Origin of the sequence: Pseudomonas flavescens (assembly GCF_013408425.1) — a bacterium.
GTDB classification, from domain to species: Bacteria; Pseudomonadota; Gammaproteobacteria; order Pseudomonadales; family Pseudomonadaceae; genus Aquipseudomonas; species Aquipseudomonas fulva_A.
On the sequence record NZ_JACBYV010000001.1, the window covers coordinates 2,571,172 to 2,595,957 of the forward strand.

At 63.3% G+C, this 24,786-nt stretch carries 27 protein-coding genes; 20 read left to right on the forward strand and 7 right to left on the reverse strand.

Features of this window, described 5'->3' with window-relative positions:
* Positions 1–40 precede the first annotated feature (40 nt).
* The 3 genes from FHR27_RS11415 to FHR27_RS11425 all read left to right on the forward strand — a co-directional run bounded on the left by FHR27_RS11415 (position 41) and on the right by FHR27_RS11425 (position 4,841).
* Positions 41–2,242 carry a mechanosensitive ion channel family protein gene (locus FHR27_RS11415; RefSeq protein ID WP_179538622.1) on the forward strand — a complete coding sequence of 734 codons (2,202 nt, stop codon included), beginning with the start codon at positions 41–43 and terminating at the stop codon, positions 2,240–2,242.
* A 104-nt stretch (positions 2,243–2,346) separates the two neighbouring features.
* Entirely contained in the window at positions 2,347–2,943 is a 597-nt protein-coding gene (locus FHR27_RS11420) for a LemA family protein (protein WP_042554361.1), read from the forward strand.
* 14 nt (positions 2,944–2,957) lie between these two features.
* Positions 2,958–4,841 (forward strand): M48 family metallopeptidase, encoded by a 1,884-nt coding sequence (locus FHR27_RS11425; RefSeq protein ID WP_179538623.1) that lies wholly within the window; start codon positions 2,958–2,960, stop codon positions 4,839–4,841.
* Between the two features lie 440 nt (positions 4,842–5,281).
* Here FHR27_RS11425 and FHR27_RS11430 read toward each other — a convergent pair whose 3' ends face one another.
* Positions 5,282–6,160 carry a CAP domain-containing protein gene (locus FHR27_RS11430; protein ID WP_042554363.1) on the reverse strand — a complete coding sequence of 293 codons (879 nt, stop codon included), beginning with the start codon at positions 6,158–6,160 and terminating at the stop codon, positions 5,282–5,284.
* A gap of 108 nt (positions 6,161–6,268) precedes the next feature.
* Between FHR27_RS11430 and stpA the strand changes: the two genes are divergently transcribed.
* The 4 genes from stpA (at position 6,269) to FHR27_RS11450 (ending at position 10,054) form a co-directional block, all read left to right on the forward strand.
* On the forward strand, positions 6,269–7,537 hold the full coding sequence (stpA, locus tag FHR27_RS11435) for a glucosylglycerol 3-phosphatase (protein ID WP_042554364.1): 1,269 nt from the start codon (positions 6,269–6,271) through the stop codon (positions 7,535–7,537).
* 84 nt (positions 7,538–7,621) lie between these two features.
* Positions 7,622–8,518 carry a bestrophin family protein gene (locus tag FHR27_RS11440; RefSeq protein WP_042554365.1) on the forward strand — a complete coding sequence of 299 codons (897 nt, stop codon included), beginning with the start codon at positions 7,622–7,624 and terminating at the stop codon, positions 8,516–8,518.
* A gap of 485 nt (positions 8,519–9,003) precedes the next feature.
* Complete coding sequence (locus tag FHR27_RS11445) at positions 9,004–9,330, forward strand: hypothetical protein (RefSeq protein ID WP_042554366.1); 327 nt, start codon at positions 9,004–9,006, stop codon at positions 9,328–9,330.
* Between the two features lie 163 nt (positions 9,331–9,493).
* Entirely contained in the window at positions 9,494–10,054 is a 561-nt protein-coding gene (locus FHR27_RS11450) for an MFS transporter permease (RefSeq protein ID WP_179538624.1), read from the forward strand.
* A gap of 104 nt (positions 10,055–10,158) precedes the next feature.
* Here the strand turns inward: FHR27_RS11450 and FHR27_RS11455 are convergent, their stop codons facing one another.
* Entirely contained in the window at positions 10,159–11,208 is a 1,050-nt protein-coding gene (locus FHR27_RS11455; RefSeq protein ID WP_179538625.1) for a DUF2167 domain-containing protein, read from the reverse strand.
* Positions 11,209–11,329: 121 nt separating this feature from the next.
* A complete protein-coding gene (locus FHR27_RS11460) occupies positions 11,330–11,596 on the reverse strand; it encodes a DUF2798 domain-containing protein (RefSeq protein WP_179538626.1) in 267 nt (88 codons plus the stop codon).
* 148 nt (positions 11,597–11,744) lie between these two features.
* Between FHR27_RS11460 and FHR27_RS11465 the strand changes: the two genes are divergently transcribed.
* From FHR27_RS11465 to FHR27_RS11480, 4 genes are all read left to right on the forward strand, one after another.
* The gene (locus FHR27_RS11465; protein WP_179538627.1) at positions 11,745–12,668 is read left to right on the forward strand and encodes a LysR family transcriptional regulator; all 924 of its coding nucleotides are present in this window, start codon (positions 11,745–11,747) and stop codon (positions 12,666–12,668) included.
* 115 nt (positions 12,669–12,783) lie between these two features.
* Positions 12,784–13,065, forward strand: a complete 282-nt coding sequence (locus FHR27_RS11470; protein WP_042554371.1) for a peptidylprolyl isomerase — start codon at positions 12,784–12,786, stop codon at positions 13,063–13,065.
* A gap of 145 nt (positions 13,066–13,210) precedes the next feature.
* Complete coding sequence (locus tag FHR27_RS11475; RefSeq protein WP_042554372.1) at positions 13,211–14,359, forward strand: zinc-binding metallopeptidase family protein; 1,149 nt, start codon at positions 13,211–13,213, stop codon at positions 14,357–14,359.
* Positions 14,360–14,412: 53 nt separating this feature from the next.
* Positions 14,413–14,829 (forward strand): GFA family protein, encoded by a 417-nt coding sequence (locus FHR27_RS11480; protein ID WP_179538628.1) that lies wholly within the window; start codon positions 14,413–14,415, stop codon positions 14,827–14,829.
* Positions 14,830–14,836: 7 nt separating this feature from the next.
* Here the strand turns inward: FHR27_RS11480 and FHR27_RS11485 are convergent, their stop codons facing one another.
* The gene (locus tag FHR27_RS11485; RefSeq protein WP_179538629.1) at positions 14,837–15,667 is read right to left on the reverse strand and encodes an inositol monophosphatase family protein; all 831 of its coding nucleotides are present in this window, start codon (positions 15,665–15,667) and stop codon (positions 14,837–14,839) included.
* Positions 15,668–15,764: 97 nt separating this feature from the next.
* Between FHR27_RS11485 and FHR27_RS11490 the strand changes: the two genes are divergently transcribed.
* A complete protein-coding gene (locus tag FHR27_RS11490) occupies positions 15,765–16,499 on the forward strand; it encodes a sulfite exporter TauE/SafE family protein (protein ID WP_042554375.1) in 735 nt (244 codons plus the stop codon).
* A gap of 4 nt (positions 16,500–16,503) precedes the next feature.
* Here FHR27_RS11490 and dgt read toward each other — a convergent pair whose 3' ends face one another.
* A complete protein-coding gene (gene dgt / locus FHR27_RS11495; RefSeq protein WP_042554376.1) occupies positions 16,504–17,976 on the reverse strand; it encodes a dGTPase in 1,473 nt (490 codons plus the stop codon).
* A gap of 118 nt (positions 17,977–18,094) precedes the next feature.
* Here dgt and FHR27_RS11500 point away from each other — a divergent pair, with 118 nt between their 5' ends.
* On the forward strand, positions 18,095–18,289 hold the full coding sequence (locus FHR27_RS11500; RefSeq protein WP_042554377.1) for a hypothetical protein: 195 nt from the start codon (positions 18,095–18,097) through the stop codon (positions 18,287–18,289).
* Between the two features lie 36 nt (positions 18,290–18,325).
* Here the strand turns inward: FHR27_RS11500 and FHR27_RS11505 are convergent, their stop codons facing one another.
* The gene (locus FHR27_RS11505; protein WP_179538630.1) at positions 18,326–19,255 is read right to left on the reverse strand and encodes a LysR family transcriptional regulator; all 930 of its coding nucleotides are present in this window, start codon (positions 19,253–19,255) and stop codon (positions 18,326–18,328) included.
* A gap of 65 nt (positions 19,256–19,320) precedes the next feature.
* Here FHR27_RS11505 and FHR27_RS11510 point away from each other — a divergent pair, with 65 nt between their 5' ends.
* A complete protein-coding gene (locus tag FHR27_RS11510; RefSeq protein WP_042554379.1) occupies positions 19,321–19,941 on the forward strand; it encodes a LysE family translocator in 621 nt (206 codons plus the stop codon).
* A gap of 119 nt (positions 19,942–20,060) precedes the next feature.
* On the opposite strand, the gene FHR27_RS11515 is transcribed toward FHR27_RS11510, so the two are convergent.
* Positions 20,061–20,306, reverse strand: coding sequence for a DUF2789 domain-containing protein (locus tag FHR27_RS11515; RefSeq protein WP_042554380.1), 246 nt, complete (start codon positions 20,304–20,306; stop codon positions 20,061–20,063).
* A 155-nt stretch (positions 20,307–20,461) separates the two neighbouring features.
* Between FHR27_RS11515 and FHR27_RS11520 the strand changes: the two genes are divergently transcribed.
* The 6 genes from FHR27_RS11520 (at position 20,462) to FHR27_RS11545 (ending at position 24,730) form a co-directional block, all read left to right on the forward strand.
* Positions 20,462–21,718, forward strand: coding sequence for a serine hydrolase domain-containing protein (locus FHR27_RS11520; RefSeq protein WP_179538631.1), 1,257 nt, complete (start codon positions 20,462–20,464; stop codon positions 21,716–21,718).
* 94 nt (positions 21,719–21,812) lie between these two features.
* The gene (locus tag FHR27_RS11525) at positions 21,813–22,325 is read left to right on the forward strand and encodes a hypothetical protein (protein WP_179538632.1); all 513 of its coding nucleotides are present in this window, start codon (positions 21,813–21,815) and stop codon (positions 22,323–22,325) included.
* A 159-nt stretch (positions 22,326–22,484) separates the two neighbouring features.
* Entirely contained in the window at positions 22,485–23,186 is a 702-nt protein-coding gene (locus tag FHR27_RS11530; protein WP_042554383.1) for a YebC/PmpR family DNA-binding transcriptional regulator, read from the forward strand.
* 165 nt (positions 23,187–23,351) lie between these two features.
* Positions 23,352–23,942 (forward strand): hypothetical protein, encoded by a 591-nt coding sequence (locus FHR27_RS11535; protein ID WP_179538633.1) that lies wholly within the window; start codon positions 23,352–23,354, stop codon positions 23,940–23,942.
* 5 nt (positions 23,943–23,947) lie between these two features.
* Positions 23,948–24,352: an NUDIX hydrolase gene (locus tag FHR27_RS11540; protein ID WP_042554385.1), complete on the forward strand. Its 405-nt coding sequence runs from the start codon at positions 23,948–23,950 to the stop codon at positions 24,350–24,352.
* Positions 24,353–24,475: 123 nt separating this feature from the next.
* Positions 24,476–24,730 (forward strand): hypothetical protein, encoded by a 255-nt coding sequence (locus FHR27_RS11545; protein WP_042554386.1) that lies wholly within the window; start codon positions 24,476–24,478, stop codon positions 24,728–24,730.
* The last annotated feature ends 56 nt before the right edge of the window (positions 24,731–24,786 follow it).

Sequence of the window (24,786 nt, forward strand, 5' to 3'; positions counted from 1 at the left end):
GCCGTCGGTTGACGACGCACCTTCAAACCCCGCCCGCGTGATGGAGAACTCGCGCGTGATCCGCCTCAATGATCTGCTGCCTCGTCTGTTGGTTCTGCTCCTAATGGCCCTGCCCTGTTCTGCCGTTCAAGCGGCAGGCATACCCGGGCTGTTCGGCACGGGTGGCAGCGGCAGTACCCAGGCTCAGGCGGATCAGCCGCTGGATCGCTCGCTCGACGAGGTGATCCAGTCGCTGGAGAACGACAAGCAGCGCGCGCAGTTGCTCAATGACCTCAAGACCCTGCGCGACAGCACGCAGAAAACCCAGCCGGACACCCCCGATGGCGTGCTCGGGCTGATCGGCAGCACCCTGACGGGCATCGAGAAGCAATTTTCCGGTGAGCATAGCCCGCTGGCGCGCTGGCAACTGGAGATCGCCCGCAGCCAGGACGAATTGGCGGCGCTGATGCCGGAGGCCGGCGAACGCCTGGCCCTGGTCAGCAACTTCGCCCTGATTCTCGGTATCTGGAGCCTGCTGGCCTTCGGCTTGCGGGCGCTCAGCCATCAGGTGCGCCTGCGTTTCGGCCTGGCCGAAGAACTGCCACAGAACCCGCGGCCCACCGACCTGCTGCGCTTCGCGCTGCGCAAGCTCGGCCCCTGGTTCGCGGCGCTGCTGATCACCGGTTACCTGAGCTACGTGCTGCCCGCCTCGCTGGGCCGCGACCTGGCCATGGTGCTGGCTTACGCCCTGGTGATCGGTACCTGTTTCTCGGCGATCTGCGTGATCGCCTTTTCCCTGCTCGACGGCCCGCACCGGCGCACGGCGCTGAACATTTTGCGCCGTCGCGCGTTCCACCCGCTGTGGCTGATCGGCAGCTTCGCGGCCTTTGGCGAAGCGCTCAGCGACCCGCGTCTGGTCGCCAGCCTGGGCGCCAACCTGGCACACACCACCGCGACCCTGACCAACGTGCTGGCGGCGCTGTGCACCGGTCTGTTCATCCTGCGCTTCCGCCGGCCAATCGCCCACCTGATGCGCAACCAACCGCTGGCCCGTCGCCTCCGGCAGCGCGGTATCAGCGAGACCGTGGAACTGCTCGGCAGCTTCTGGTACCTGCCGGCCCTGGCGCTGGTGGGCATTTCACTGGCGGCCACCTTCGTGTCCGCTGGCGACACCAGCACCGCCTTTCGGCAATCGCTGGTCTGCACAGTGCTGCTGGTGACCTGCATGGTCATCAATGGGCTGATTCGCCGGCGCATGCACAAGGCCCGTTTGCGCCATCGTCGCCATGCCGCCTATTTCGAGCGTTTCCAGAGTTTCTTCCACTTCCTGCTGAGCCTGATCATCTGGTTGTTCTTCATCGAACTGGGGCTGCGCGTATGGGGCCTTTCGCTGATCCGTTTCGCCGAGGGCGACGGCCACGAAATCAGCATGAAACTGTTCGGCCTCGGCGCCACCCTGGCGTGCGGCTGGCTGGTGTGGATTCTCAGCGACACGGCGGTGCATCACGCCCTGACGCGCTCACGCAAGGGCCAGACCAACGCCCGCGCACAGACCATGATGCCGTTGATCCGCAACGTGCTGTTCATCAGCATCTTCATCATCGCGTTGATCGTCGCCCTGGCCAACATGGGCATGAACGTCACGCCGCTGCTCGCCGGCGCCGGCGTCATCGGCCTGGCCATCGGCTTCGGCGCGCAGTCGCTGGTTGCCGACCTGATCACCGGACTGTTCATCATCATCGAAGACTCCCTGGCCATCGACGATTACGTCGACGTCGGCGGCCACCTGGGCACTGTCGAGGGCCTGACCATTCGCACCGTGCGCCTGCGTGACATCGACGGCATCGTGCACACCATCCCGTTCAGCGAGATCAAGAGCATCAAGAACTACTCGCGGGAGTTCGGCTACGCCATTTTCCGCGTCGCGGTGCCCCACGACATGAATATCGACGATGCCATCAAGCTGCTGCGCGACGTCGCCAGCGAGCTGCGCAACGATGTGCTGATGCGCCGCAACATCTGGTCGCCTCTGGAGATCCAGGGCGTGGAAAGCTTCGATTCGGGCAACGCGGTACTGCGTGCGCGCTTCAAGACCGCGCCGATCAAGCAGTGGGAGGTGTCCCGTGCCTTCAACCTGGCGCTCAAGCGGCACCTGGACGAATCCGGCCTGAGCCTGGCAACGCCGCGCCTGAACATCCAGATGAGCGCCGTCAGCCCGAACGGCCACAGCGCCCAGGCGGAGCAACCGGACGCCGACCGATAACGCGACCGCGCTCACATCCGCAACGCAAGCCAGCCGGCATGCACACCGGCTGGGGTAGTTTCCGCTACCATGGCACCACACTTTCCAATCGATAGGGACATCCCATGGATATTTCCACCCTCATCATCATTGCCGTACTGGTTGCGGTGGTGTTCTACGTGATCAGCATCTACAACCGCCTGGTCAACCTGCGCAACCGTTACCAGAACGGCTTCGCGCAGATCGAGGTGCAGCTCAAGCGCCGTTACGACCTGATCCCCAACCTGGTGGAAACGGCCAAGGCGTACCTGTCCCACGAGCGCGAAACCCTGGAAGCCGTGGTCGCTGCCCGTAACGGTGCGGTGGAAGGCCTCAAGCAGGCCTCGGAGAATCCCGGCGATGCCCAGAGCATGAACCTGTTGGCCAATGCCGAAGGCGTGCTGAAGAACGCCATGGGCCGCCTCAACGTGACGGTCGAGGCCTACCCCGACCTCAAGGCCTCGCAGAACATGCAGCAACTCAGCGAGGAGCTGAGCAGCACCGAGAACAAGGTGGCTTTCGCTCGCCAGGCCTACAACGACGCGGTTACCGCCTACAACGCCTACCGCCAGAGCTTCCCGCCGGTGGTCCTGGCCGGCGCCTTCGGCCACGGCAGCGATGCCGCCCTGCTGGAGTTCGCCGATAGCGCGGCGATTCAGGAAGCCCCGAAAGTCTCCTTCTGAGCACGGCGAAACCGATGGACTTCTTCGAGCAACAGGACCGCGCCAGGCGCAACAGTTCCCGCCTGGTGATACTGCTGGTACTGGCGGTGATCACCCTGATCGGCACCACCACGCTGGTGATCGCCATTGCCTGGCAGGTTTACCAGTACGGCAACTACAGCCTGCAGGCGCTCAGCCACGAGCTGCTGGTCAGCGTGGCCCTGGTGGTGGTCGGTGTGGTGCTGCTCGGTTGGGCCTTCAAGGCCATGCAGCTGCGGGCTGGCGGCAAGGTGGTCGCGGAGCGGCTCGGAGGGCGCCTGCTCAATCTGCAGCCCCAGGGCGTGCACGAGCAGCGCGTACTCAACGTGGTGGAAGAGATGGCGCTGGCGGCAGGTACGCCGGTGCCGCCGGTGTACCTGCTCGAGGAGCCCTCGATCAACGCCTTCGCCGCCGGGTTGCGACCGGAGAACGCGGTGATCGGAGTAACCCGTGGCGCCATCGAAAAGCTCAGCCGCGATGAGCTGCAGGGCGTGATCGCCCATGAGTTCAGTCACATCCTGCATGGCGACATGCGCCTCAATACGCGCCTGGTGGCGGTGCTGCACGGCATTCTGCTGCTCGGCCTGATCGGTGAACTGGTGCTGCGTGGCGGCAGCCATACCCGCCATGCGCCGCGCAGCAGTTCCAACGACAAGGGCAAAGGCAATGCCGTCGCGCTGGTCATGGTGGTCGGCCTGGCACTGTTGATCATCGGCTACGCCGGTACCTTCTTCGGCAACCTGATCAAGGCGGCGGTGAGTCGCCAGCGCGAGTTCCTTGCCGACGCCTCGGCCGTGCAGTACACCCGCAACCCCGACGGTATCGCGGGTGCGCTGAAGAAGCTGGGCGGCGGATCGCAGATCGAAGCCGGGCATGCCGCCGAGTACAGCCATATGTATTTCGGCCAGGGCCTGGCGCTGAGCAAGATGATGGCCACGCACCCGCCACTGGAAGAGCGCATCCGCCGCATCGACCCCAGCTGGGACGGTGTGGTGCTTGGCAACGAGGTATTCGAGCGCCCTGCGCGCGCCGCTGCGCGAAGCCACGAAGAAATCGCAGGTTTCAGCGCCGCCGCCGCGGGCATCGCCATTGCCAGCATCGGTGAACCGCAGCCCCTGCATATCGAAGAAGCCCGCGAGAGCCTGGCGCAGATCGACGACCGCCTGCGCAATGCCGCTCACGACCCTCATGGCGCCCTGGCGATCCTTTACGGTCTGCTGCTCGGCCGTGATGCAGACACGCGCCAGCAGCGCATGAGCTGGATGCAGGCCAATCTGCCGCCGCTGCTGTCGGACCGTCTGCAGGAGCTGGGCACGGCACTGGAACGGTTGCCAGCCGGTCGACGCCTGCCCTTGCTGGAGTTGGCGATCCCGGCACTCAAGCAGCTCGAGCCTCAGGATTTCGTCAGCCTCAAGCGTGACATCGGCACGCTGCTGATCAGCACCAAGCAGCTGGATCTGATCGAATGGGCGCTGCTGCGCATCGTCGAACGCAACCTCGGTATGCAGCGCCCGGTTCAAGGGCGCCTGCCGCTGGCGGCGCTGGGCAACGAGAGCGGCGTGCTGCTGGTGGCTCTGTCACGGGCCGGCAATACCAGTGAAGAAGCCGCCACCGAGGCGTTCCAGGCGGCCTGGGCTACCCTGCCGTTCACCGCGCGGGTATTCGCCGAACAGCCCCAGGCAGGCATCACCGCGCTCAACGATGCCCTCAACCGCCTCAACCAGATGCGCCCCCTGCAGAAGCCGCAGCTCCTCAAGGCCATGGCCCGTTGCATCGAACACGATGGCCGCATCAGCGCCAGCGAGGCGGAACTGATGCGTGCGGTCGCCGACACACTGGACTGCCCGATGCCGCCCCTGTTGAGCGATGCTCAGGCTTGAGCGCGGGCAGAGATAATCCGTTCACGCCGACAATAACCACTATCGGTGGGCTAAAGCCCACCCTACGGGTCTGGACTGCCCGATGCCGCCCCCTGTTGAGCGATGCTCAGGCTTGAGCGCGGGCGGGGATGATCCGTTCACGCCGACAATAACCACTATCGGTGGGCTAAAGCCCACCCTACGGGTCTGGACTGCCCGATGCCGCCCCTGTTGAGCGATGCTCAGGCTTGAGCGCGGGCAGGAATGATCCGTTCACGCCGACAATAACCACTATCGGTGGGCTAAAGCCCACCCTTGGGTCAAGCCATGTAGGGTGGATGACGCTGTTTTCATCCACCACCACGGTTACCGATTGGCGGACGGATCGGGCCGCGTACCCAATGAAATCGAAGCTGCCTTTTGATGCCAAATTAACTAGCGCAGGCTAGGCGGTATCCCGCTTAGAGGCCCGACCGCCCCGCAGCGCCGAAGACCTGCGTCCAGTAGATGGTCGCCTGGCTCTGCGGGTTGCTGGCGTAGGCGGCGCCCATATCGCGGAAGTCCGGGTTCATCAGGTTGTAGCAATGCGAGGGGCTTGCCAGCCAGCCTTCGACCACCTGCTGCGCGCGTCCCTGGCCAGCGGCGATGTTCTCGCCGATCACCGTCCAGGCATAGCCGGTAGCGGTAGCGCGGGCGCCGACCAGGCTGCGGTCGCTGCCCTGGTGGCTGAACAGGCTGTTCATCGCCATGTCGCGACTGTGGGTCAGCGCGGCCTGGCCGAGGGAATCGTTCCAGCTCAACGGCTCGGCGGCATCGAACGGCTGATCGCCACAACGCCGTGGGGTGCCCCGCGCCTCGTTGACCGCCGCCAGAATCGCCTTGCCCTCTTCCTGCCAGTCGCCAAGACGCGCCGGCAGCAACGCCCGACCAAGGACCACCTGCCAGCTGTTGCCCTCGTGCAGAACGCCGACATCGGCGAACTGGGCATCCAGCAATTGCGCGCAGTAAGACGTGCGCAGCATGGCCATGGCGGCCTCGGCACTGTCCGGCCCGGTCACTCTGATCAGTTGCACGGCCGCCGCCTGATAACCGGCTTGTTGCAAAGCCTGCTGCAGTTGCTCGGACGAGTTGACCTTCTGCCCGGCCAGACGCCTGTCGGGGGCCAGCGGGCCGGCCGCCGGGCTCGGCTGCCCATCGCACCCCTGCCCTGCTTCCCGGTAGCCGTTGATCAGCTTGGTCAGTTGCGCCGCATCGTCGGCCCATGCGCTACCGGCAACGCTCGCGCAAAGCAACATCGCCACAGCGGCCAATTGCCGAACGTGCTTGGGTGAATCACTCATCCATGCTTCCTCTTAATCCGCATTGCCTATCTGTTGATGGACAATGGCTTGGGCCAAACGCTTCAGTCAATCGCCTGATCAAAGCGAAACCGCGTTAAACTCGGGACCATGATTGTGACCGAAACCACCTTATCCCTCGACCCTCAATCCCTGCTGGAGAGCCTCTGCGGCACCGATAATCTGCTGATCATCCAGGACCTGGATGGTGTGTGCATGAACCTGGTACGCGACCCGCTCACCCGCACCCTGGAACATCGCTACATCCTTGCAGCCCGCGATCTGGATGGCCATTTCCAGGTGCTCACCAACGGTGAGCATATCGGCAGTCGGGGTGTGAACGGCCTGGTCGAACGGACCGTTGGTACACCGCAGCGGTGCCGTGAACAGGGTCTTTACCTCCCCGGGCTGGCTGCTGGCGGCGTGCAACTGCAGGATCGCTACGGGCAGGTCTCGCACCCGGGCGTCAGTGCCACTGAGCTGGCTTTTCTGGCAGCGGTGCCGCAGCGCCTGAGCGAGTCGCTCGGACAGCTGCTGAGCCAGCCACCCTATGGCCTGGACCAGCCGACGATCGATCGATTGCTGGCCAGCAGCGTGCTCGACAACCCGCTGTCGCCGACGCTCAACCTGAACGCCTTCCATCACCACTGGCACGACCGCCCGGCGCTCTACGCAGGCCTGCAGGCCGATGCCGCAGCGCTCGTGCAGAGCCTGCTAGGCGACGCCGCCAGAGAAGGCCTGCAGCAATCGTTCTTCATCCACTACGCGCCCAACCTGGGCCGCGATGCCGAGGGCCGGGAGCGCATGCGCCCAGCGAACGCCGGCAATGCAGGCACCACGGACCTGCAGTTCATGCTGCGTGGCGCCGTCAAGGAAGCCGGCGTTCTGGTGATCCTCAACCGCTTTTACCAACTGCGCACCGGTGACTGTCCGCTGGGCGAAGACTTCAATGTGCGCCAGGCGCCCACCGATCTGGATGCGCTCTTGCAACTGGCACGTGAACGCTTCGACCCGCAGCATATGCCGCGCCTCGTCGGCGTGGGCGATACCCTGACCAGCTCGCCACTCGAGGGCGAAAACGGCGCTGTGACCTGGCTGCGCGGCGGTAGCGATCGAGGTTTTCTCACCCTGGTGCAGGAGCTCGGCAAGGCATTCGGGCAGGACAATCGCGTGCTGTACATCGACAGCAGCCGTGGCGAAGTGCAGCGACCGGGTGTCGACGCGCGCCATCTGCGTGAGCGGCCGGCAGATCCCTGGCCAGCATTGAAAGGGATTACCGATGGCGAAGATCCCTTGCGCCCGAACAGCGTTTTCAGCGGAGGGCCGGCGCAGTACATCGAGTTTTTCTGCGCCCTGGCGAAGGCGCGTGGTAACCGCTGATTCCTCAATTTCAGAACCTTTGTCACCGCTTCACGTCCGAAGCTCTGCGCCTTCGCCTTAATTGCCCGCAGAGAACTCCAAGCGATGCACTCCATCACCCGCGGTTATCGCTACCTCATCAAGACCTTTGGTTACGTCGGTTGGTCGCTGTTCTGGCTGCTGATCTGGGACATCGTCGTCACCGTCGACTACATGCTGTTTCTGGAACGCAAGATCAGCCTGCCGTCCATGCCCCTGACCCTGCTCGGTTCGGCCCTGGTGGTACTGATCAGCTTCCGCAACAGCAGCGCTTACAACCGCTGGTGGGAAGCACGCACCATCTGGGGAGCGCTGATCAACAGCTCGCGTAGCTTCGCCCGTCAGGTGCTGACACTGATCGACGACAACGACGACCGCAATCCGGTCAAGGCGGTCCTGCTGCGTCGCCATGTGGCCTACATCAGAAGCCTGTCCGCAACCCTGCGCAACGAGCCCTGCGCCGACGAGGTCAGGGCTTTCGTGGCAGCGGACGAATTCGAACGCCGCCATACCACCAACAACTTTCCCAACGATATTCTCAATGGCTCTGCAGCCATTCTGGCCAGTGAATACAAGGCAGGTCGCCTGGATAGCATTCGCCTGACACGCCTGGAGTCGACGCTGGTCGACGTTTCCAACTGCCAGGGCGGCCTCGAGCGTATCGCCAACACGCCGCTGCCCTACCCTTACGTGTACTTCCCGCGGCTGTTCATCACCCTGTTCTGCCTGATCGTGCCCATCGGCCTGGTGGAAACCCTGGAATGGTTCACGCCGCTGGCCTCGACCGTGGTCGGCTTCATGCTGCTGGCCATCGAGCGAGTGGGCAGTGACCTGCAGAGCCCGTTCCAGGTCAGCGAGCACCAGATCCAGATGGATGCGCTCTGCGAGACCATCGAGAAGAACCTCGAATCGATGCAACGCGATGCCCAGCGCGAGCGTGACGGAAGGCTCCTGGAAGACTGACCATGCGGTCATTTTTCGCCGCGCCAGACACTTCCAACGAGGTCCATACGCGCTTTGTAGTGATCTAAAAAAATCACTACAAAACCTATTGACGACCTCTTCGCGCTTTTGCATGATGGACCTGCCTCCCCTGACGGGAGCCCTGACAAGGGCACTTGGGCAAACTCGGTAACACCAGCCGAGCGTTCCACGATATGTACTGCCCACAAGGCAGATTGATGAAGTCGAGCGTCCTGCGAGGACGAGAGCGTTAGCGAGACATTGTCATGATGCCTGTGGCTGATCCTGCGGATCACCTGCATCCGGCCCCGTCTCAGCTGATTTTCTTCTCCCCGCTTCGTCCCGACCTCCGTTAGCCGCCGCTGCGTAGCGTTACCTACACATCGCTACACGGTCTTCGGCAGCACTCAAACGCCACGGGCAACGACGGCACCGCACTGCAAGCGGTTGCCCAAGACAGATCAGAGAATGAAGGGGTACACGCCATGAACCTGAATAAACAACCCACCATCGAAGACCTCGCTCAACTGTTCGCCAAGCGCAAGGACAGCCTCGACAACCACATCCTATGGGTATGTGAATCGGGCGAAGTTCGCATCGACTGCCTGCCGGCGGATCAGGAGGAACAGGAGTTCGTCAGCCAGCGGCCGAACATGCGCACCCGCCTGCGTACCTACCGTCGCGGCCAGGGCTACGTAGGCCGCCGTGCCGCTGCCGACCGCGACTTCCTGGGCAACGTATTGCGCACCCTGGAGCACGAGTGGACAGGCCAGCAGGCCAGGCAGGATCGCCTGCTCGACCGCTACTGCTGAAAACCCTTTGCGATGGGCCGCCCTGGCCCATCGCATCCAGCCTCGCCCTGCCTCATCAGCTATTACCCTGTAAACTGCCGCTACTCCTGGAGGAGTCGTTCGCCACCACGCAACGGGTGGCGAGTGCCAAGCCATAACGCGGCACTTACATGGAAATAGATCAATGGAAAATCTGTATCAGACACCCAGTGCCCCACTACTGGCCGAGGAACGCCCGCGCACCACCTTCTTCGTCACCTCCACCAGCAAGCTCTATGTGCTGTTCTTCATGACGCTTGGGTTCTACGCGGTCTACTGGGCCTACAAGCAATGGGATACCCAACGGGCCACCATGCGCCCGAAGAAGATCAGCCCCGCAGCGCGCTCGATCTTCCATATTTTCTTCATTCATTCGCTGTGCCGGCTGATCCTCGCGCAATTGCAAGCCAAGGGTCTGGGCGACTGGCGATATGCGAGTGCGGCGTGGATGTACATCGTTCTGGTATTCGCCAGCAACGGTCTTTCGCGTCTGGACGGCCATATCGGCGTGACCCTGGAAATCATGCTGTTGCTCGCGGGTACCATCCTGCCGGCTTGGCCGCTGTCGATCATCCAGGAGAAAGCCAACCTGGCCAGCGATGATCCGACCGGCCAGAGCAACAGCCGCTTCAGCACCGCGAATTATCTGTGCATGCTGCCGGGCGGCCTGCTTTGGCTGCTCATCATCATCGGCTCCTACCTCTGATTTTCCGCATCGCCGCTACGGCGGTCAGGGCCGAAACGCAGTTCCATCGGCCAACAAAAAGCCCCGGCAATGGCCAGGGCTCTTTCGTCAGCGCGGTGGGGCTGTCAGCGCTTGTCGTCTTCGCGCGGATTGTTCAGATCCATCACGCTGGAAACGCGCTGCACAGGTAGCGGTGGGTCAGTCTCGGCTTTGGCCTCAGGCTGCACCTGCGGTTCAGGCGCCAGCGGCTGCGGCTGTTCCTTCTTCTTCCCGGTCATGCGCCGCCATACCCAGCCAATCAGCAGTACCGGCAGGAACCACGCCTTTTTGAGCAGCACCAGCGCCGCAGCGAACAGGCCCACTTTGGCAGCTGCCTTGCCGGCGATCAGCGCACCGAGGCCATAGGCCGCGACTTCGTCGATATCCGGGTTGAAATCAGCGTAGCGGTTGCCGTCGTTGAAGTCGGTCATGGCCAGCACTGCCGGCAGGTTCTCTTCGATCTGCGGCAGCTGATGCATGCCGGCGATGAAGTTCAGCACCAGTACGCCTTTGCGGCCCAGCACGCGGATGTTGTAGTTGAGGATGTGCTCGTCGCTGTCGCCGAATTTCACTTCCTTGGCCCAGTGCAGCTTCTTGCCTGCGGCATCGTAATGCGGGGCGGATGCCCAGCCGACGATGGCGATGGGCTCGTAACCGTTTTCGGTACGCCACTCGTTCTCGGCCTTGGCGCCGTCCTGCAGGTCCTTGAGCATGTCGGCGTAGTCGATGTCCGCGGCGTCCTCGTCGGACACGTAGCCGTTTTCTTCGTACTCCACGGTGACGGCCCACGACTCGTCCGCCAGGGGCGATACGCCCTTGGGCAGGATCATGCCCAGCGGCAGCTTGTCGTCTGGCGGATTGCCCCAGGCCTCGACCAGCACGCGCTCGGCGTCGGCACCGTCGAGGAATACCAGGTTTTCCGGAAGATCGAGGGTCGCCAGGTTGCTGCCGACCACCACCTTGCCGGAACGGAAATCGAGGCTGTCGAGAAACTGCTCTTCGCTGACGGAATCACCGTCGGCGACTTCAGCGGCGGGGGCTTCTTGCGCATTCTGCGCGGCGGGGGCCTGGTCGGCCCAGGTCAGGGGAACTACCGTGGCCAACAGGCTGGCCAGCATCAACTCCTTGAACAACATGTAACGCTCCATGAGATCGGCTTGAATTTCGGGCACTAGCCTACCATCGACGACGGAATCATTTTGTAACTTCCTGTCATTTCTGGATACATCTCACAAAGAAGCGCCCGAACTCCCGGCGTTACGAGGCCCGTACGGTAAGCCGAACGAGGTGCAGCACCACTGGCCGAACGCCCATCACGCAGACGAACGCTACCGGCATCGCCAACTGGTAGGCCTCCAGTACCGCGCCCAGGTAGCCGTCGCTGAGGCCGCGGTTGGTGGCGGTGATCACCAGGCACATGAGAAACGCCATGATGCCGGACATGAAAAAGGCGAAGGCCACCGACGATAGTCTGGCTGGCAGCTTCCAGCTTCGGCGGGTACGGCTGAGCGTCGTGTCAGGCATGGGCAGATCCTTCGAGGTAAGAGCGACACGCCAACGTGTGGCGAACGCAGCCATTATCGCGACCGCTCATTGCCAGGGGTAGCGGGCCGCGGGTAAGGTCAGTACCAAGCTAACCTTATCAATCCGACCATCAGTAGAAAGCTTCAGCATGGATACCCTGCGCGGCATCGAGAGTTTCGTGAAGGCGGTGGAAACCGGCAGCATCGCTGCGGGCGCTCGCCTGCTGGGCATCAGCGCCGCAGCGGCCAGCCAGAATATTGCCCGCCTGGAATCATCCCTCGGCGTACGTCTGCTGACGCGCACCACCCGCAGCCTGGCGCTCACCGAAAGCGGCACGCTGTATTTCGAGCAGGTGCGTGATGTGCTGCGCGACTTGGAACTGGCACGCAGCACGGCTACGCAAGCACACGACGCTCCTCAGGGCCGCTTGCGAATCGCGTCCAGCGCCGCATTCGGCCGCTATGTGCTGGCAGCGCTGCTGCCCGCCTTCACCGCCCGCTACCCACGTATCGCCTGCGAGCTGATCACCACTGACCGCAGCGTCAATCACATTCAGGAATCGGTGGATATCAGCATCCGTATTCCGCAGCAGCTCGAGGACGGCCTGGTAGCCCGGCATATCGCCAGCATACCGTCGATCTATTGCGCCTCGCCGGCCTACCTGCTCAAGGCCGGCACGCCGGTCACCCCGGAACAGCTGCGCGAGCACGATTGCCTGGCTTTCAGGGTCGCCGTGGACGGGCGCCTGATGCCCTGGCGTTTCGCCCGCGATGGAGTGCGCTTCGACGCGCAGATACGGGTGGCGCTGGTCAGCGACGATATCGACGTCCTGGCCCGGGTGGCCGTCAACGGCGGTGGCATCACCCGCCTCGCCGCCTTCGTCGCCGAGCCACTGCTGGCCAGCGGTCAGTTGCAGCAGCTCTTCGCCAGCCCACAGAGCTCGGGCAGCCAGGCAATTGTCGAGCCGCTGGACTACTACCTGTGCGTGCGTGACCGCTACGAGCTGACGGCCAAGGTGCGCGCTTTCGTCGATCATCTGCAAAACAGCCTGCGCGCCGACTGGCGCCCTTAGGCCTGCTCGAAGTCTGCTGCGCGTCGACCACAGGGCAGCGAAATCGGGCAGCGAATTTGACTCGCCAGACGAATCCGGTAGGCTCGGCAGCTCATTTGAATGGAGTGTTTCCCCCATGGCCAAAGCCACTGCCCGTCACATCCTGGTTGCTACCGAAGACAAGTGCAACGAACTGAAAGCTGCCATCGAAGGCGGTGCCGACTTCGCCCAGGTCGCCAAAGACAACTCCAGCTGCCCATCCAGCCGCGACGGCGGCAACCTCGGCTCGTTCGGCCCGGGCCAGATGGTCAAGGAATTCGACACCGTGGTGTTCAGCGCACCGGTCAACGTGGTTCAGGGCCCGGTGAAAACCCAGTTCGGTTATCACCTGCTCGAAGTGACCAGCCGCCAGGACTGATCGCACCGCGCCTGGTGCCCTCGGCACCAGGCCGCTCGCCCGCTTTTCCCGGTACGCCGCCCCAGGCCACAGAAAATGCCGGAACCGCCCCACCACCGCACCACTCTATCGCTCCGGTAGTTCCCACCTTCCGCGAGGCCATGATATGAACCGGTTCTTCCAGGCCCTCGGCCTGCGCATTGGCGACTCGGCAAAGCAGGCACGCACGCCCAGCCAGAAGGCATTGGGACAATGCACCTGTGGCCAGCCGATCTTCTTCCGCAACAGCCAGTGCCTGGCCTGCCAGTCACCGCTGGGCTACGAGCCCGAGCGCGGTCAGGTGGTAACCCTCGTGGCCAGCGAGCAAACCGATGTATGGCGGGTGGAAGGTGATCCACAGGGCTGGCGCTACCGGCGCTGTGACAATCTGCACACCGCCGCGGGCTGCAACTGGCTGCTGCCCGCCATGTACGGCGCAGGCCTGTGCACGGCCTGCCAGCTCAACCGCACCATCCCCGACCTGTCGGTGCCCGATAACGACAGGCGCTGGGCGCGCTTCGAAACCGCCAAGCGTCGCCTGGTGGCGCAGCTGCTGACCATGGGTCTGCCGCTTGTCAGCAAGACCCAGGACGAGATCAATGGCCTGGCCTTCGACTTTCTCGGCCCGGATGCCGAAGGCAAGCAGCCCACCACTGGCCACGCCAATGGCCTGATCACCCTGAACATCGCCGAAGCCGACGACGACGTGCGCGAGCAGACCCGCATCCAGTTGCGCGAGCCCTACCGCACCCTGCTCGGCCACTTCCGCCACGAGGTCGGCCATTACTACTGGGACCGGCTGATCGCCAACAGCCAGTGGCTGAACGACTACCGCATGCTGTTCGGTGACGAACGAGCCGACTACGGCGCCGCCCTGCAGCGTCATTATGAGCAGGGCGCACCGGCCGACTGGCAGGCTTCCTTCGTCAGCGCCTACGCCACCATGCACCCCTGGGAAGACTGGGCGGAAACCTGGGCTCACTACCTGCACATGATGGACACCCTGGACACCGCACTGAGCTTCGGCATGCGTGCCGGTGACGTGGAGCTGGAATTCCGGCCCTTCACCCGAGCGGCGTTGTACGACCCGAACGATCCGCTGGCAGACGAGTTCCTGCAGTTCGTCAATGCCTGGATCGAACTCGCCGCCATGCTCAACGAACTGGCACGCAGCATGGGCCAGAAGGATCTCTACCCCTTCGTGCTGCCCGCCGCGGTGATCGGCAAGCTACAGTTCATTCATCGTGTGGTGCAGGCAGCCTCTCCCACCCAGTAGGCGGGCAATGGCAGCACCACCGAACCATCGACTCATTTTCAGGAGCGCGCAGCATGGCTCATCTGGAGAAACACGGCAGTTGCCTGTGCGGGGCGGTCAGCCTCACGTTGCATGTCACCGCCACAAACGTGAGCGCCTGCCACTGTACAACGTGCCGCAAATGGGGCGGCGGACCGCTGCTGGTGGTCGAAGGGGAAACCGCGCATTTCACCGGGCAACGGCATGTGCGCACCTACGCGTCCTCAGAATGGGCCGAACGTGCCTTCTGCGTGGAATGCGGCACCCACCTGTTCTATCGCCTCACCAATGGTGGGTTCTACGCAGTGCCGGTGGGCCTGCTCGACGGCGACGAGAACTGGCAGTTCGAAAGCCAGGTATTCATCGATGCCAAACCCGCTTACTACTGCTTCGCCAACCAAACGCGGGAGCTGACCGGCGAACAACTGTTCGCGCACTACAAGGCCACCTGACGCTGCCTCAATCGGCATCCAGCGACGGCCCGACCATGGCCGCCAGCTGTTCGTAGACACCCGGCGCGGCGACCAGATAGGGGTTGCCACCGAGCAGCCCATCGCCACGCAGAAACTCGTTATGGCGAGCACCGGCCTCGCGCACCAGCACCAGGCCGGCCAGGCAGTCCCAGCTTTTCAGGTGAGTTTCGTAATAGCCGATCAGGCGGCCGGCTGCCACGTAGGCGGTCATCAGCGCGCCGGAACCGTTGCGCAGGAACATGCCGCCCTGCTCCAGCAGCGCGCCGATGAAGGGCAGGAAGTTCTCCTTGCCCGCCCGGTGAGTGGTGCCCACACCGACCAGCCCCTCACGCACATTGCCAGCGCCATGAGCCGCCAGCGGCGTGTCGTTGACGAACGCGCCGTGGCCGATGAAACCGTGGAACAGCTCATCGTGATTGGGATCGGCAATCGCGCCGAGCAGTGGCTGCCCATCCACCAGCAGGCCGATGGACACACACCAGTTGTGCAGACCGTTGAGAAAGCACGCGGTACCGTCGATGGGATCGATCACCCAGATGCAGCGGGCCTGCAGTCCAGCGCTGCCGCCCTCCTCGCCAACGATGCCATCCTCGGGAAAATGTGCGGCCAGCTCGGCGCGGATGAAGGCCTCCACGTCCTGATCGGCGATGCTCACCACGTCCTGCAGGTCATCGCCCTTGTGCTGCACGGCGAGGCTGTTGCGCCGTGCGTAGTAGGCCATGCCGCGCGCTGCGGCTGCCAGGGCGACGCGTCTGGCGAACGCGTAGCGAGCGATCAGACCATCGTCGCGGTCGGGTGCAGGGTGGGGGCTCGACATGCTCGGGGCACTCCTGAGTGAAGAAGGGAATCAGCCGACTTGCGGTGCGGCGGCAACAGCCTCTACCCTGCGCGCTTCCTGATCGGGCTGCAGTGCAATGACCCTCGTCGACCTCCTGTTGTTCGCCATTCCGGCGGTTTTTCTCACCGGTCTTTCCAAAGGCGGCTTTGGTGGTGCGCTGGGCGGCATCGCGGTGCCACTGCTGGCCCTGGCCACTTCACCGATGCAGGCCGTGGCGGTGATGCTGCCGATACTCTGCCTGGCCGACGTGGTCGGGCTCAAGGCCTACTGGGGCAAGTGGGACGTGGCGAACCTCAAGGTCATGCTGCCCGGCGCACTGATCGGCATCGTCATCGGCTCACTGACCTTCGAACTGTTCAACGAGAACCTGATCGGCCTGCTGATCGGCATCATCGCCATATCTTTCGTGCTGATGGGCTTGCTCAAGAGCGACCCGACGCCACGCCCATTGCGCTCCGGGCGCGGCCTGACGCTGTCGTCGCTGGCCGGCTTCACCAGTTTCATCGCCCACGCAGGCGGGCCACCGGTGATGATGCACCTGCTTCCGCAGCAGCTGGAGAAAGTGCGCTACGTGGCCACCATCAACATGTTCTTCCTGCTGACCAACGCCATGAAGCTGATTCCCTACACCTGGCTCGGTCAGTTCACCCAGGAGAACCTGCTGCTCAGCCTGATGCTCGCGCCCATCGTGCCGCTCGGCGTATGGGCGGGCCTGTGGCTGCAACCGCGCATCAATCACACCTGGTTCTACCGCATCGCGCGCCTGGGCATGCTGATCGCGGGGCTGCAACTGATCTGGAAGAACATCTAGAGCGCTACAGCGCCGACAGGCTGCGGTACTCGTCATGGGCGTGCTGATCGGTCATGCCACTGATGAAATCCTGCAGCAAACGGCAGCGGTGGTAGAACTCCCAGGCAGCCTGATCGCTCTCGGCAGACTCGCGCACGGCCTGACGATAGGCCTTGAGCAGTTGGCCCGGCAGGCGCCGCACGAGCATCTGCAGATAGGCCTCACGGCGGCATCGCCCCTCGGTCAGTTCCACGAAGGTCTGCGCATCGACGCGCAACAGTGCGCCATAGCTGTCCAGCAAGCCATGGATGATCCGGTAGCCCTGCAACTGCAGGGTTTCCACCTCGCGATGGCAGAACACCCGCGCCATGGCGACATCCTTGAAAGTCTGCACGATGGCATGGGGCAGGCTGTCGTCTTCGATCAGCGCACGGTCCAGCGTGCCAGCGTGGACCGCTTCGATGTTATCGATGAACTGGCGGGCCGCATGCTGCACCAGCGGGTGGATCATGCTGACCCGCAGCTTGACGAAGAACTCGCCAGCCTTGTTGATTTCTTCCTGGTGATAGCTCTCCAGCGCCTGTTCGACCAGGCTGCGGAACGAGTGACGCGAGCCGGGAATCTGCACATCGGGCGATTGCATGCCCGCGAAGGTCTCGATCAGCAGCGGCGCAAGCTCGGCCACGCTGAGGATGCCCTTCTCCACCGAATCTTCGATATCGGCGAGGCAGTAGGAAATGTCGTCGGCCGCTTCCATGATGTAGGCCACCGGGTGGCGGGTTCCCGGCTGTTGACCCAACGCCTGCTGCAGCCCCGTGACGAAGTCTTCCTCGGCAAGATAGAAACCCGGCTTCTTGTTCAGGTAAGCGTTGGCGGTACCTTTGGCCGGCTTCGGCTGATAAGCGGGCCGCAGGTATTTGAGCAGGCCGGCGGTCTGGGTGTAGGTCAGGCGCAGGCGCTGCAGGCTGACCACCAGCCGCACGGCTTGGGCATTGCCTTCGAAATTGCGCAGGTCGGCGCGCATCCGGGCGTGCAGTTCGTGGTTGTCCGACGGCTGCGGCAGGGCGACGGCGAACAACCCGTCCAGCCCGCGTTCGAACCACTCACCGATGGCGAACTCGCCGAAGTGACCGAAAGGCGGATTGCCGATGTCATGCATCAGGCAGGTCATTTCCACCAGACTTTCCAAAGCGCCCTGCAAACCATCGAGACCGTAATCGGCAGCGCGATCACCCAGCTGCGCATACAGGGTACGGACGATGAAGCGCCCGGTCTGCTGCACCTCCATCGAATGGGTCAGGCGGCTGCGCACCGCAGCGTTGCGCTCCAGCGGAAACACCTGAGTGCGCTGCTGGAGGCGGCGGATGGCCGCGGAATTGATGATGCGCCCACGGTCGCTTTCGTAGGCATAGAGCAGATCGACATCGGCCGCTGCGCCAACCTGATCACCAGGGCGCAACGCAACGATCCTGTCTTTGAAATTCACCACTGAGGGCATCGCTAGAGTCTCGACCAGGCGCATAGACCGCGAGCCTAACGCGCAAGCAGCGGTTTACCAAGCACCTGTGCGTGGCGAGAATGGGCGCCACGCCCATCGAACCGCAAGAGACCTCGCAATGAGCCGCGCCGACTTTCATCAGCAACAAGCCGAACAGGCGACCGCCGAAGCCCAGCGCCTGCTGGCCCAGCGGGCGGCGCTCGGGCCTCGCTGGCTGAGCTGGGTGGCCAGCGAACTCTACAGCCTTTCACCTGCCGAGTACGCAGCCATGGTCAGGCGCGAACTGCAGCGCCTGGACAGCGGGCGCCCCTGAGGCAGCCACTGCCGAAGCGTCCAGGCCGTATCTGCGCTAAGCGCTACCCGCCACCCGCAGCCACTCGACCAGCCGGGCCTCCAGGCTATCCACCCGCATCGGCTTGGGGGCCAGCAGGCAGTAGTGCGAACCATCCTCGATGAAACCCAGCGGCGCCACCAGCAAACCGGCATCGATGTCATCGCGCACCAAATGCCATGGGCCGACGGCCACGCCCAAGCCTGCAACCGCGGCCTGCAAGCTGAAGTAAAAGTGCTCGAAGGCCCGCACCGGGCCAGCTGGCAAACGCCTGCCGGTGGCTGCGGCCCACTCCTCGAAGGCGGCAGGTCGCGTGCGGGTCTGCAAGAGCGGTGCCTGCGACTGCAACGACAATCCGCCATCATCCTCGACGAACCAGTCGCCGACTCTATCTGGTCGACAGACGAGCCCTACCTTTTCCGCAAACAGGATCTCGGCGTGATAATCGTCGGGCCAGGAAAAATCGTCACGACGGATAGCCAGGTCGATTCCGTTATCGAAGCTGAACGAGCCACCACCGGCGAGCAGATGCGGTTCCAGCCCGGAATGAGAAGCCTGAAAGTCGCTCCAGCGCGGAATCAACCAACGCATCAACAAGGTTGGCTCGCAGGACAGCACCTGCGGCCGTATCCGCAGGGCACTGTCGCGCAGCTCGCGCACGGCCTGACGCATCACGCCAAGACCTTCAGTGACTGCGCGCGCCAGCTTGCCCCCCGCTTCGTTGAGAAAAACCCGCTGCCTGCGCCGTTCGAACAGCGCCACCCCAAGGTCTTGCTCCAGCAGCCGCACAGCGCGGCTGATGGCGCCGTGGGTGAGGTGAAGCTCCTGCGCAGCCTTGCTGAAGTTCTCCAGCCGCGCCGCCGCTTCGAAGCACCGCAGTGCCATCAAAGACGGCAGCCGGGAATCACCAAGTTGTGAGTAGAGCTCACTATCTATGTCAGAACTCATCGTTATCCACCAAGGCTAACAAGCTGAATAATTGGCTTATTTCCAAATGAACAAAAGGATAAGCCATGAGCGAGTGGATAGCTGTAGTCAGCATAACGTTGCTGGCGGTGATAAGCCCTGGTGCTGACTTCGCCCTGGTCACCCGCAACAGCCTGCTGCTGTCGCGGCAGGCGGGTGTGTTCACTGCTCTGGGGATTGGCCTGGGGGTAGTGATCCACCTGAGCTATACCCTGCTCGGCATTGGCCTGCTACTGCAGCAGTCGCTATGGCTGTTCAACCTGCTGAAGCTGGCTGGTGCGGCCTACCTGATCTACCTCGGCGTCAGAATGCTGCTGGCCAGGCCGGCCTCCGAAGCATCCGCCGCTCCCACCACCGAGCCACTGTCGAACCTGATCGCCCTGCGCACAGGCCTGCTGACCAATGCATTGAACCCCAAGACCTCAATTTTCATCGTCAGCCTGTTCATGCAGGCCGTGCAGCCGAGCGCCTCCCTGGCGACCCAGATCGCTTATGGCGCGTTCATCTCACTGGCGCATGTGGGCTGGTTCAGCCTGGTGGCACTGTGTTTTTCGGTGGGGGCGATAAGGCAGAGGCTGCTAGCGGTCAGGCATTTGATCGACCGCGTATTCGGCTGCCTGCTGGTAGGCCTGGGGGCGATGCTGGCGATGACCAGTCAAGGGAGTTGAGTGGCATGGGTCCAGGGATCCGTAGCACCATGCTCAGGGTGTGCGAGGTGCGCTGAAGCGACGTGCGCGCTGGCGATGCCATTCACGGCACGCCAGCTGCCACGGTGGCGCACATGCGTTTATGCCGGTTTGCTCTCGTGCAGGCGCACGTTGAGCTCATCGACCACCGGCGCCCATTCGGCGTCTTCGAGCAGTTCTTCTTTCAAGAAAGCCGCCTGGGATTCGGTCCAGAATGACGCTTCGGACACCTTGACCTCATCGGCCAGCGGATAGTGCTCGGCGATGAACGCGTCGATGCTGGCCGGGTCGGAGTCCAGGCCCAGTTGCTGGAACAGGGTGCCGAGGTCTTTGTTGGGAAGTTCCATGTGGGGTCTCCATCAGGTGGGTCGGTTTTCATGCACGTGCCCAGTAGAGCGACATCGACGAACGACAGTTCAACCTCTCCGGCCCACGGTTGGCCGGCTGCTCGCTGCCGTTATCGGCTATGGTTGAAGCCAACAGCCATGATCGGGAACGCACCATGAGCACCAGAGCCGCATGCCGCAACGCCCTCGTCCTACCCGCAATCGCCCTGCTGCTCGGTGCCTGCGCCAGCTCGCAGACACCTGCGCCCGACAAGCCAGAGCGAATCGGGCGCGCTCAGGATCTCTACGAGTTGAGCCCGGCCTACCAGCCCGGCACCTACCGGCACATGGACGAGCTGTTCTTCACCCGGACTGTGCACCGTGGCCCCAAGGTCTATCCGCTGCCAGCCGGTGCCGAGGTGCCGGTGAAGTACAGCGTCGACGGCCAGCTAGTGGGCGTCGAGGCGTTCATGCGCCGCAATCAGGTCGGCGGCGTGCTGATCATCAAGGACGGCAAGATCGCCCTGGAGAAGTACGCCATGGGTAACGACGCCAGTACCCGCTGGACCTCGTTCAGCGTGGTCAAGTCGATCTCCTCGACACTGGTGGGCGCTGCCGTGCAACAAGGCAGTATCGCCAGCGTGAAAGACCCACTGACCCGCTACCTGCCGCAACTCAAGGGCGGCGCCTATGACGGCGTGAGCGTCGAGCAGATGCTGCAGATGAGTTCGGGCGCAGCCTGGGACGAAACGTATCGTGACCCGAAATCCGACCGCCGCCGTATGTTCGAGCTGCAACTGGCCAACAACCCGGGCGCCCTGCTCAAGCAGATGTCAGGCCTGAAGAGGGCCCACGCCCCTGGCACGGCATTCGCCTACAGCACCGGCGAGTCCCACCTGCAGAGTGAGCTGGTACGCGCTGCGACCGGCATGACCACCAGTGATTACCTGTCCGAACGCATCTGGGCACGCCTGGGCATGGAGCGCGACGCCTTCTGGCAGTTGGACAGCCGTGCCGGCCAGGAAATAGGCAGCAGCGGCCTGTCAGCGACCCTGCGCGATTACGGCCGCTTCGGCCAGTTCATCCTCGATGACGGGGTGATCGACGGCGAGCGCATCCTGCCTGCCGGCTGGCTGGCGAGTGCCACCCGCGCCACACCGGGCTCCCACCTTGAGCCCGGCAAGCTGTACGACGGTGAGTACGCGCTCGGCTATGGCTACCAGTGGTGGCTGTTCCCCACCGGTGCCGCAGCACTGCCCGAGCATGGCGGCGGGGCCTTCGAGGCGCAGGGCATCTTTGGGCAATTCCTTTACATCAACCCCAAGGAGAAGATCGTGGCGGTGGTGTGGAGTACCTGGCCAAAGCCGGAGATGGATGAGCGGGAGATGGAAACCTACGCCTTCATCGGCGCGGCGGTGAAGGCATTGCGTTGATCGGACCGACTCGCCCACCCCAGAAAGATCGTCGGTTGGTCGAACCCGACGGCGCCCTGCTGGTCGATACATCAGATTTGCCTGAGGGATACCCATGATTGATTGCCGACACGGCATTGGCTGTCTGCTGCTGAGCGTCCTGATGCTCGGCGGCTGCACCTCTTCGACGTCCTGCGACGAGCCCCTGAGTGGAGACAGCTGTCGCGACCGCCAACTGCTCTATCAGAACGACATGCTGCAGGCCAAGATGCTGGTGGTGTCCGGCGACATGGAAAGCCATGAGCTGGCCGGTGCCCTGCTGCGCCGCTCGGAAAGCCTGGATGAACGCGGAGAGGTCGAGTTCTATCAGGCGATTCTGATGATTCGCGAGGGCCCGCAGACCGACGAGGTGCTGAGCAAGCTGGAGGACGCTGCGGCGCAACAGCAACCCTACGCCGTGGCGCTGCTCTACAAGATCTGGTCGGAGCCTTATCTGGTCGACGAGGCCGATCCCATTCGCGCCGAAGAGTATCGCGCGGACTATGCCGAGCTGGACGTGGCCAAGAGCGGTTATCCGTCCTTCGAAAAGGCGCTGAACCTGGTCAATCAACTGGTGCAGACGCCCTGACGCCGGCGTTGCTGCGCGCGTTATCGGGCTGTTAAGCAATTTGCAGGGTGCCAGCGCGGCGGCGACGGATTAAAATCCGCCACCAGATTCGCCGTGCAGCCCTTGCCCGCCAACGCAAGGCTGCGCCTATCCATCATCCGCATAGTCGAGAGAACAGACATGGGCGCCCAGTGGAAAGCCAAACCTAAAGAAGCCGCCGCCAACGCCAGGGGCAAGATTTTCGGTCGCCTGGTCAAGGAGATCATGGTCTGCGCGCGCAATGGCGCCGATCCGGACATGAACCCCAAGCTGCGCCTGGCCATCCATCAGGCGAAAAAGGCCTCGATGCCGAAGGACACCCTGGATCGCGCGATCAAGAAAGGCGCAGGCCTGAGCGGCGAGACGGTCAACTTCGAACGCACCACCTACGAAGGCTTCGCGCCGCACCAGGTGCCACTGATCGTCGAGTGCCTGACCGACAACGTCAACCGCACCGTGGCGGAGATTCGCGTGCTGTTCCGCAAGGGCCAGCTCGGCAGCAGCGGTTCGGTAGCCTGGGATTTCGATCATGTCGGGCTGATCGAGGCCTCCAGCGAGAGCGGTGCCGACCCGGAGCTGGCGGCTATCGAAGCCGGCGCTCAGGACTTCGACGAAGCCGATGAAGGCAACACTCTGTTCATCACCGAGCCGACCGATCTCGATCTGGTCAGCCGTGCGCTGCCGGAACAGGGCTTCACGGTGAACTCGGCGAACCTCGGTTACCGCCCGAAAAACCCGGTCGCGAACCTGACGCCCGAACAGCGCGAAGAAGTCGAAGCCTTCCTCGAAGCCATCGACAACCACGACGATGTACAGAACGTCTACGTGGGTCTGGCCGGCTAAGCACCCGATCAACGCCTGCTGCGCGCCGGTACCGCGGCGTTGAAGCAGGCTGGGGCGAATTGCGGCATTCCATCACGGTATTGCCGCAATAACCCGGTATACTGTCCGGCTTCCTTCTTTGCGGATCAATCGCAGAGCGGAACATTGCCGCACAGGAGCTGCATCTTGCACAAATATCTCGTTCTCGCCGCCTGCTTAATGCTTGGAGCTTGCAGTAGCGCCCCCCAGTCGTCGTCCACCACCACGACCGACCACAACAGTATCGTTCGCAGCAACCTGGAGGCGATCCACAATGCCCAGGTCGTTCCGCTGCCACTCAACCCGCATTCCAGCCTGCCACGTGGCAAGGCCGGCAATGCCAGCATGCAGTTCGGCAGTTCGCTGTCCAACTACCGCGTGTACTCCCTGCAATTGAAGCAAGGCGAGCGCTATCGCCTCAACGTCAACTCGCTGTGCGATCACACCTGCATGGGCATCAACAAGTTCGCCCTGAAGCCCCGTGCAGTACTGATGGACGCCTACGGCACGGTAATCCCCAACAAGCCCGCCCGTCCTGCCACGGTGATCGGCATGAGCACCCTGGGCTGGGATGGTGAGGCACCGGAAGACGGCACCTACTACCTGCTCGTGGCAGCTGACAAGGAAGACATCGGCCGCACCATCGTCATCGACGACGTGTGGATCAACAACTCGCCACTGATGGCGGTGAAGGTCGGCCTGCTCGATGGCCTGATGCAGCCTAAGAACCTGCACTGATAGCCATGCCTCCTCGTACTCTGCACATCGCAGCAGCCTGCCTGTTCGACGAAACCGGCCGCCTGCTGCTGGTACGCAAGCGCGGCACGCACAGGTTCATGCTGCCAGGCGGCAAGCGTGACGAGGGTGAGACAGCGATGCAGACCCTGCTGCGCGAACTCCACGAGGAGCTGCAGCTGCGCGTGCCCGAGTCAGCCTTCACGCCGTTGGGCCATTTCAGCGAAGTCGCCGCCAACGAGGCAAATACCCGGGTCGAAGCCGATATCTTCAGCGGCATGCTGCCACACCCGGTGCACCCCGCAGCCGAACTGGAAGAGCTGCGCTGGCTAAGCGCCTGCGACCCGCGAACGGACGACCTGGCGCCGCTGCTGCGCCGACACGTCCTGCCCCTGCTCTGGCCAAGCGCCTGAGCGTACGACCCCGCCATTCGAGCGGAAGCGACGATAGCCACTATCGAAGCGAATGATTTCTTCCGGCGGCAGCCAGTGAATAGCCTATGAGGCATACAAACGGCCTCGTTCACAGGTGCTCCCATGCCACGCTCCCTGCTCCCCCTGCTCACGGTTTTCATCCTGTTCCTGACCGGCTGTGCCAGCCCGCAATCGGCAGCCGAACGCCCCTACACGGACGCAGAGGTCAAGCAATTCGCCTTGGAGATGCTCAGCCGCAGTGGTCTGCCCTACGAAGATTACGAGAAGATCCGCAGCGCACTGCAAGCGCCGAACTACCGGGTCTCCAACTCGATTCGCGACGTGGGCCCACTGCGTGGTATCGATCCCGAAGGCTGAGTGCAGCGAACCCGTCGACGGACTCGACTCTGGCGGCTGTCCGTCATGCACGGTTA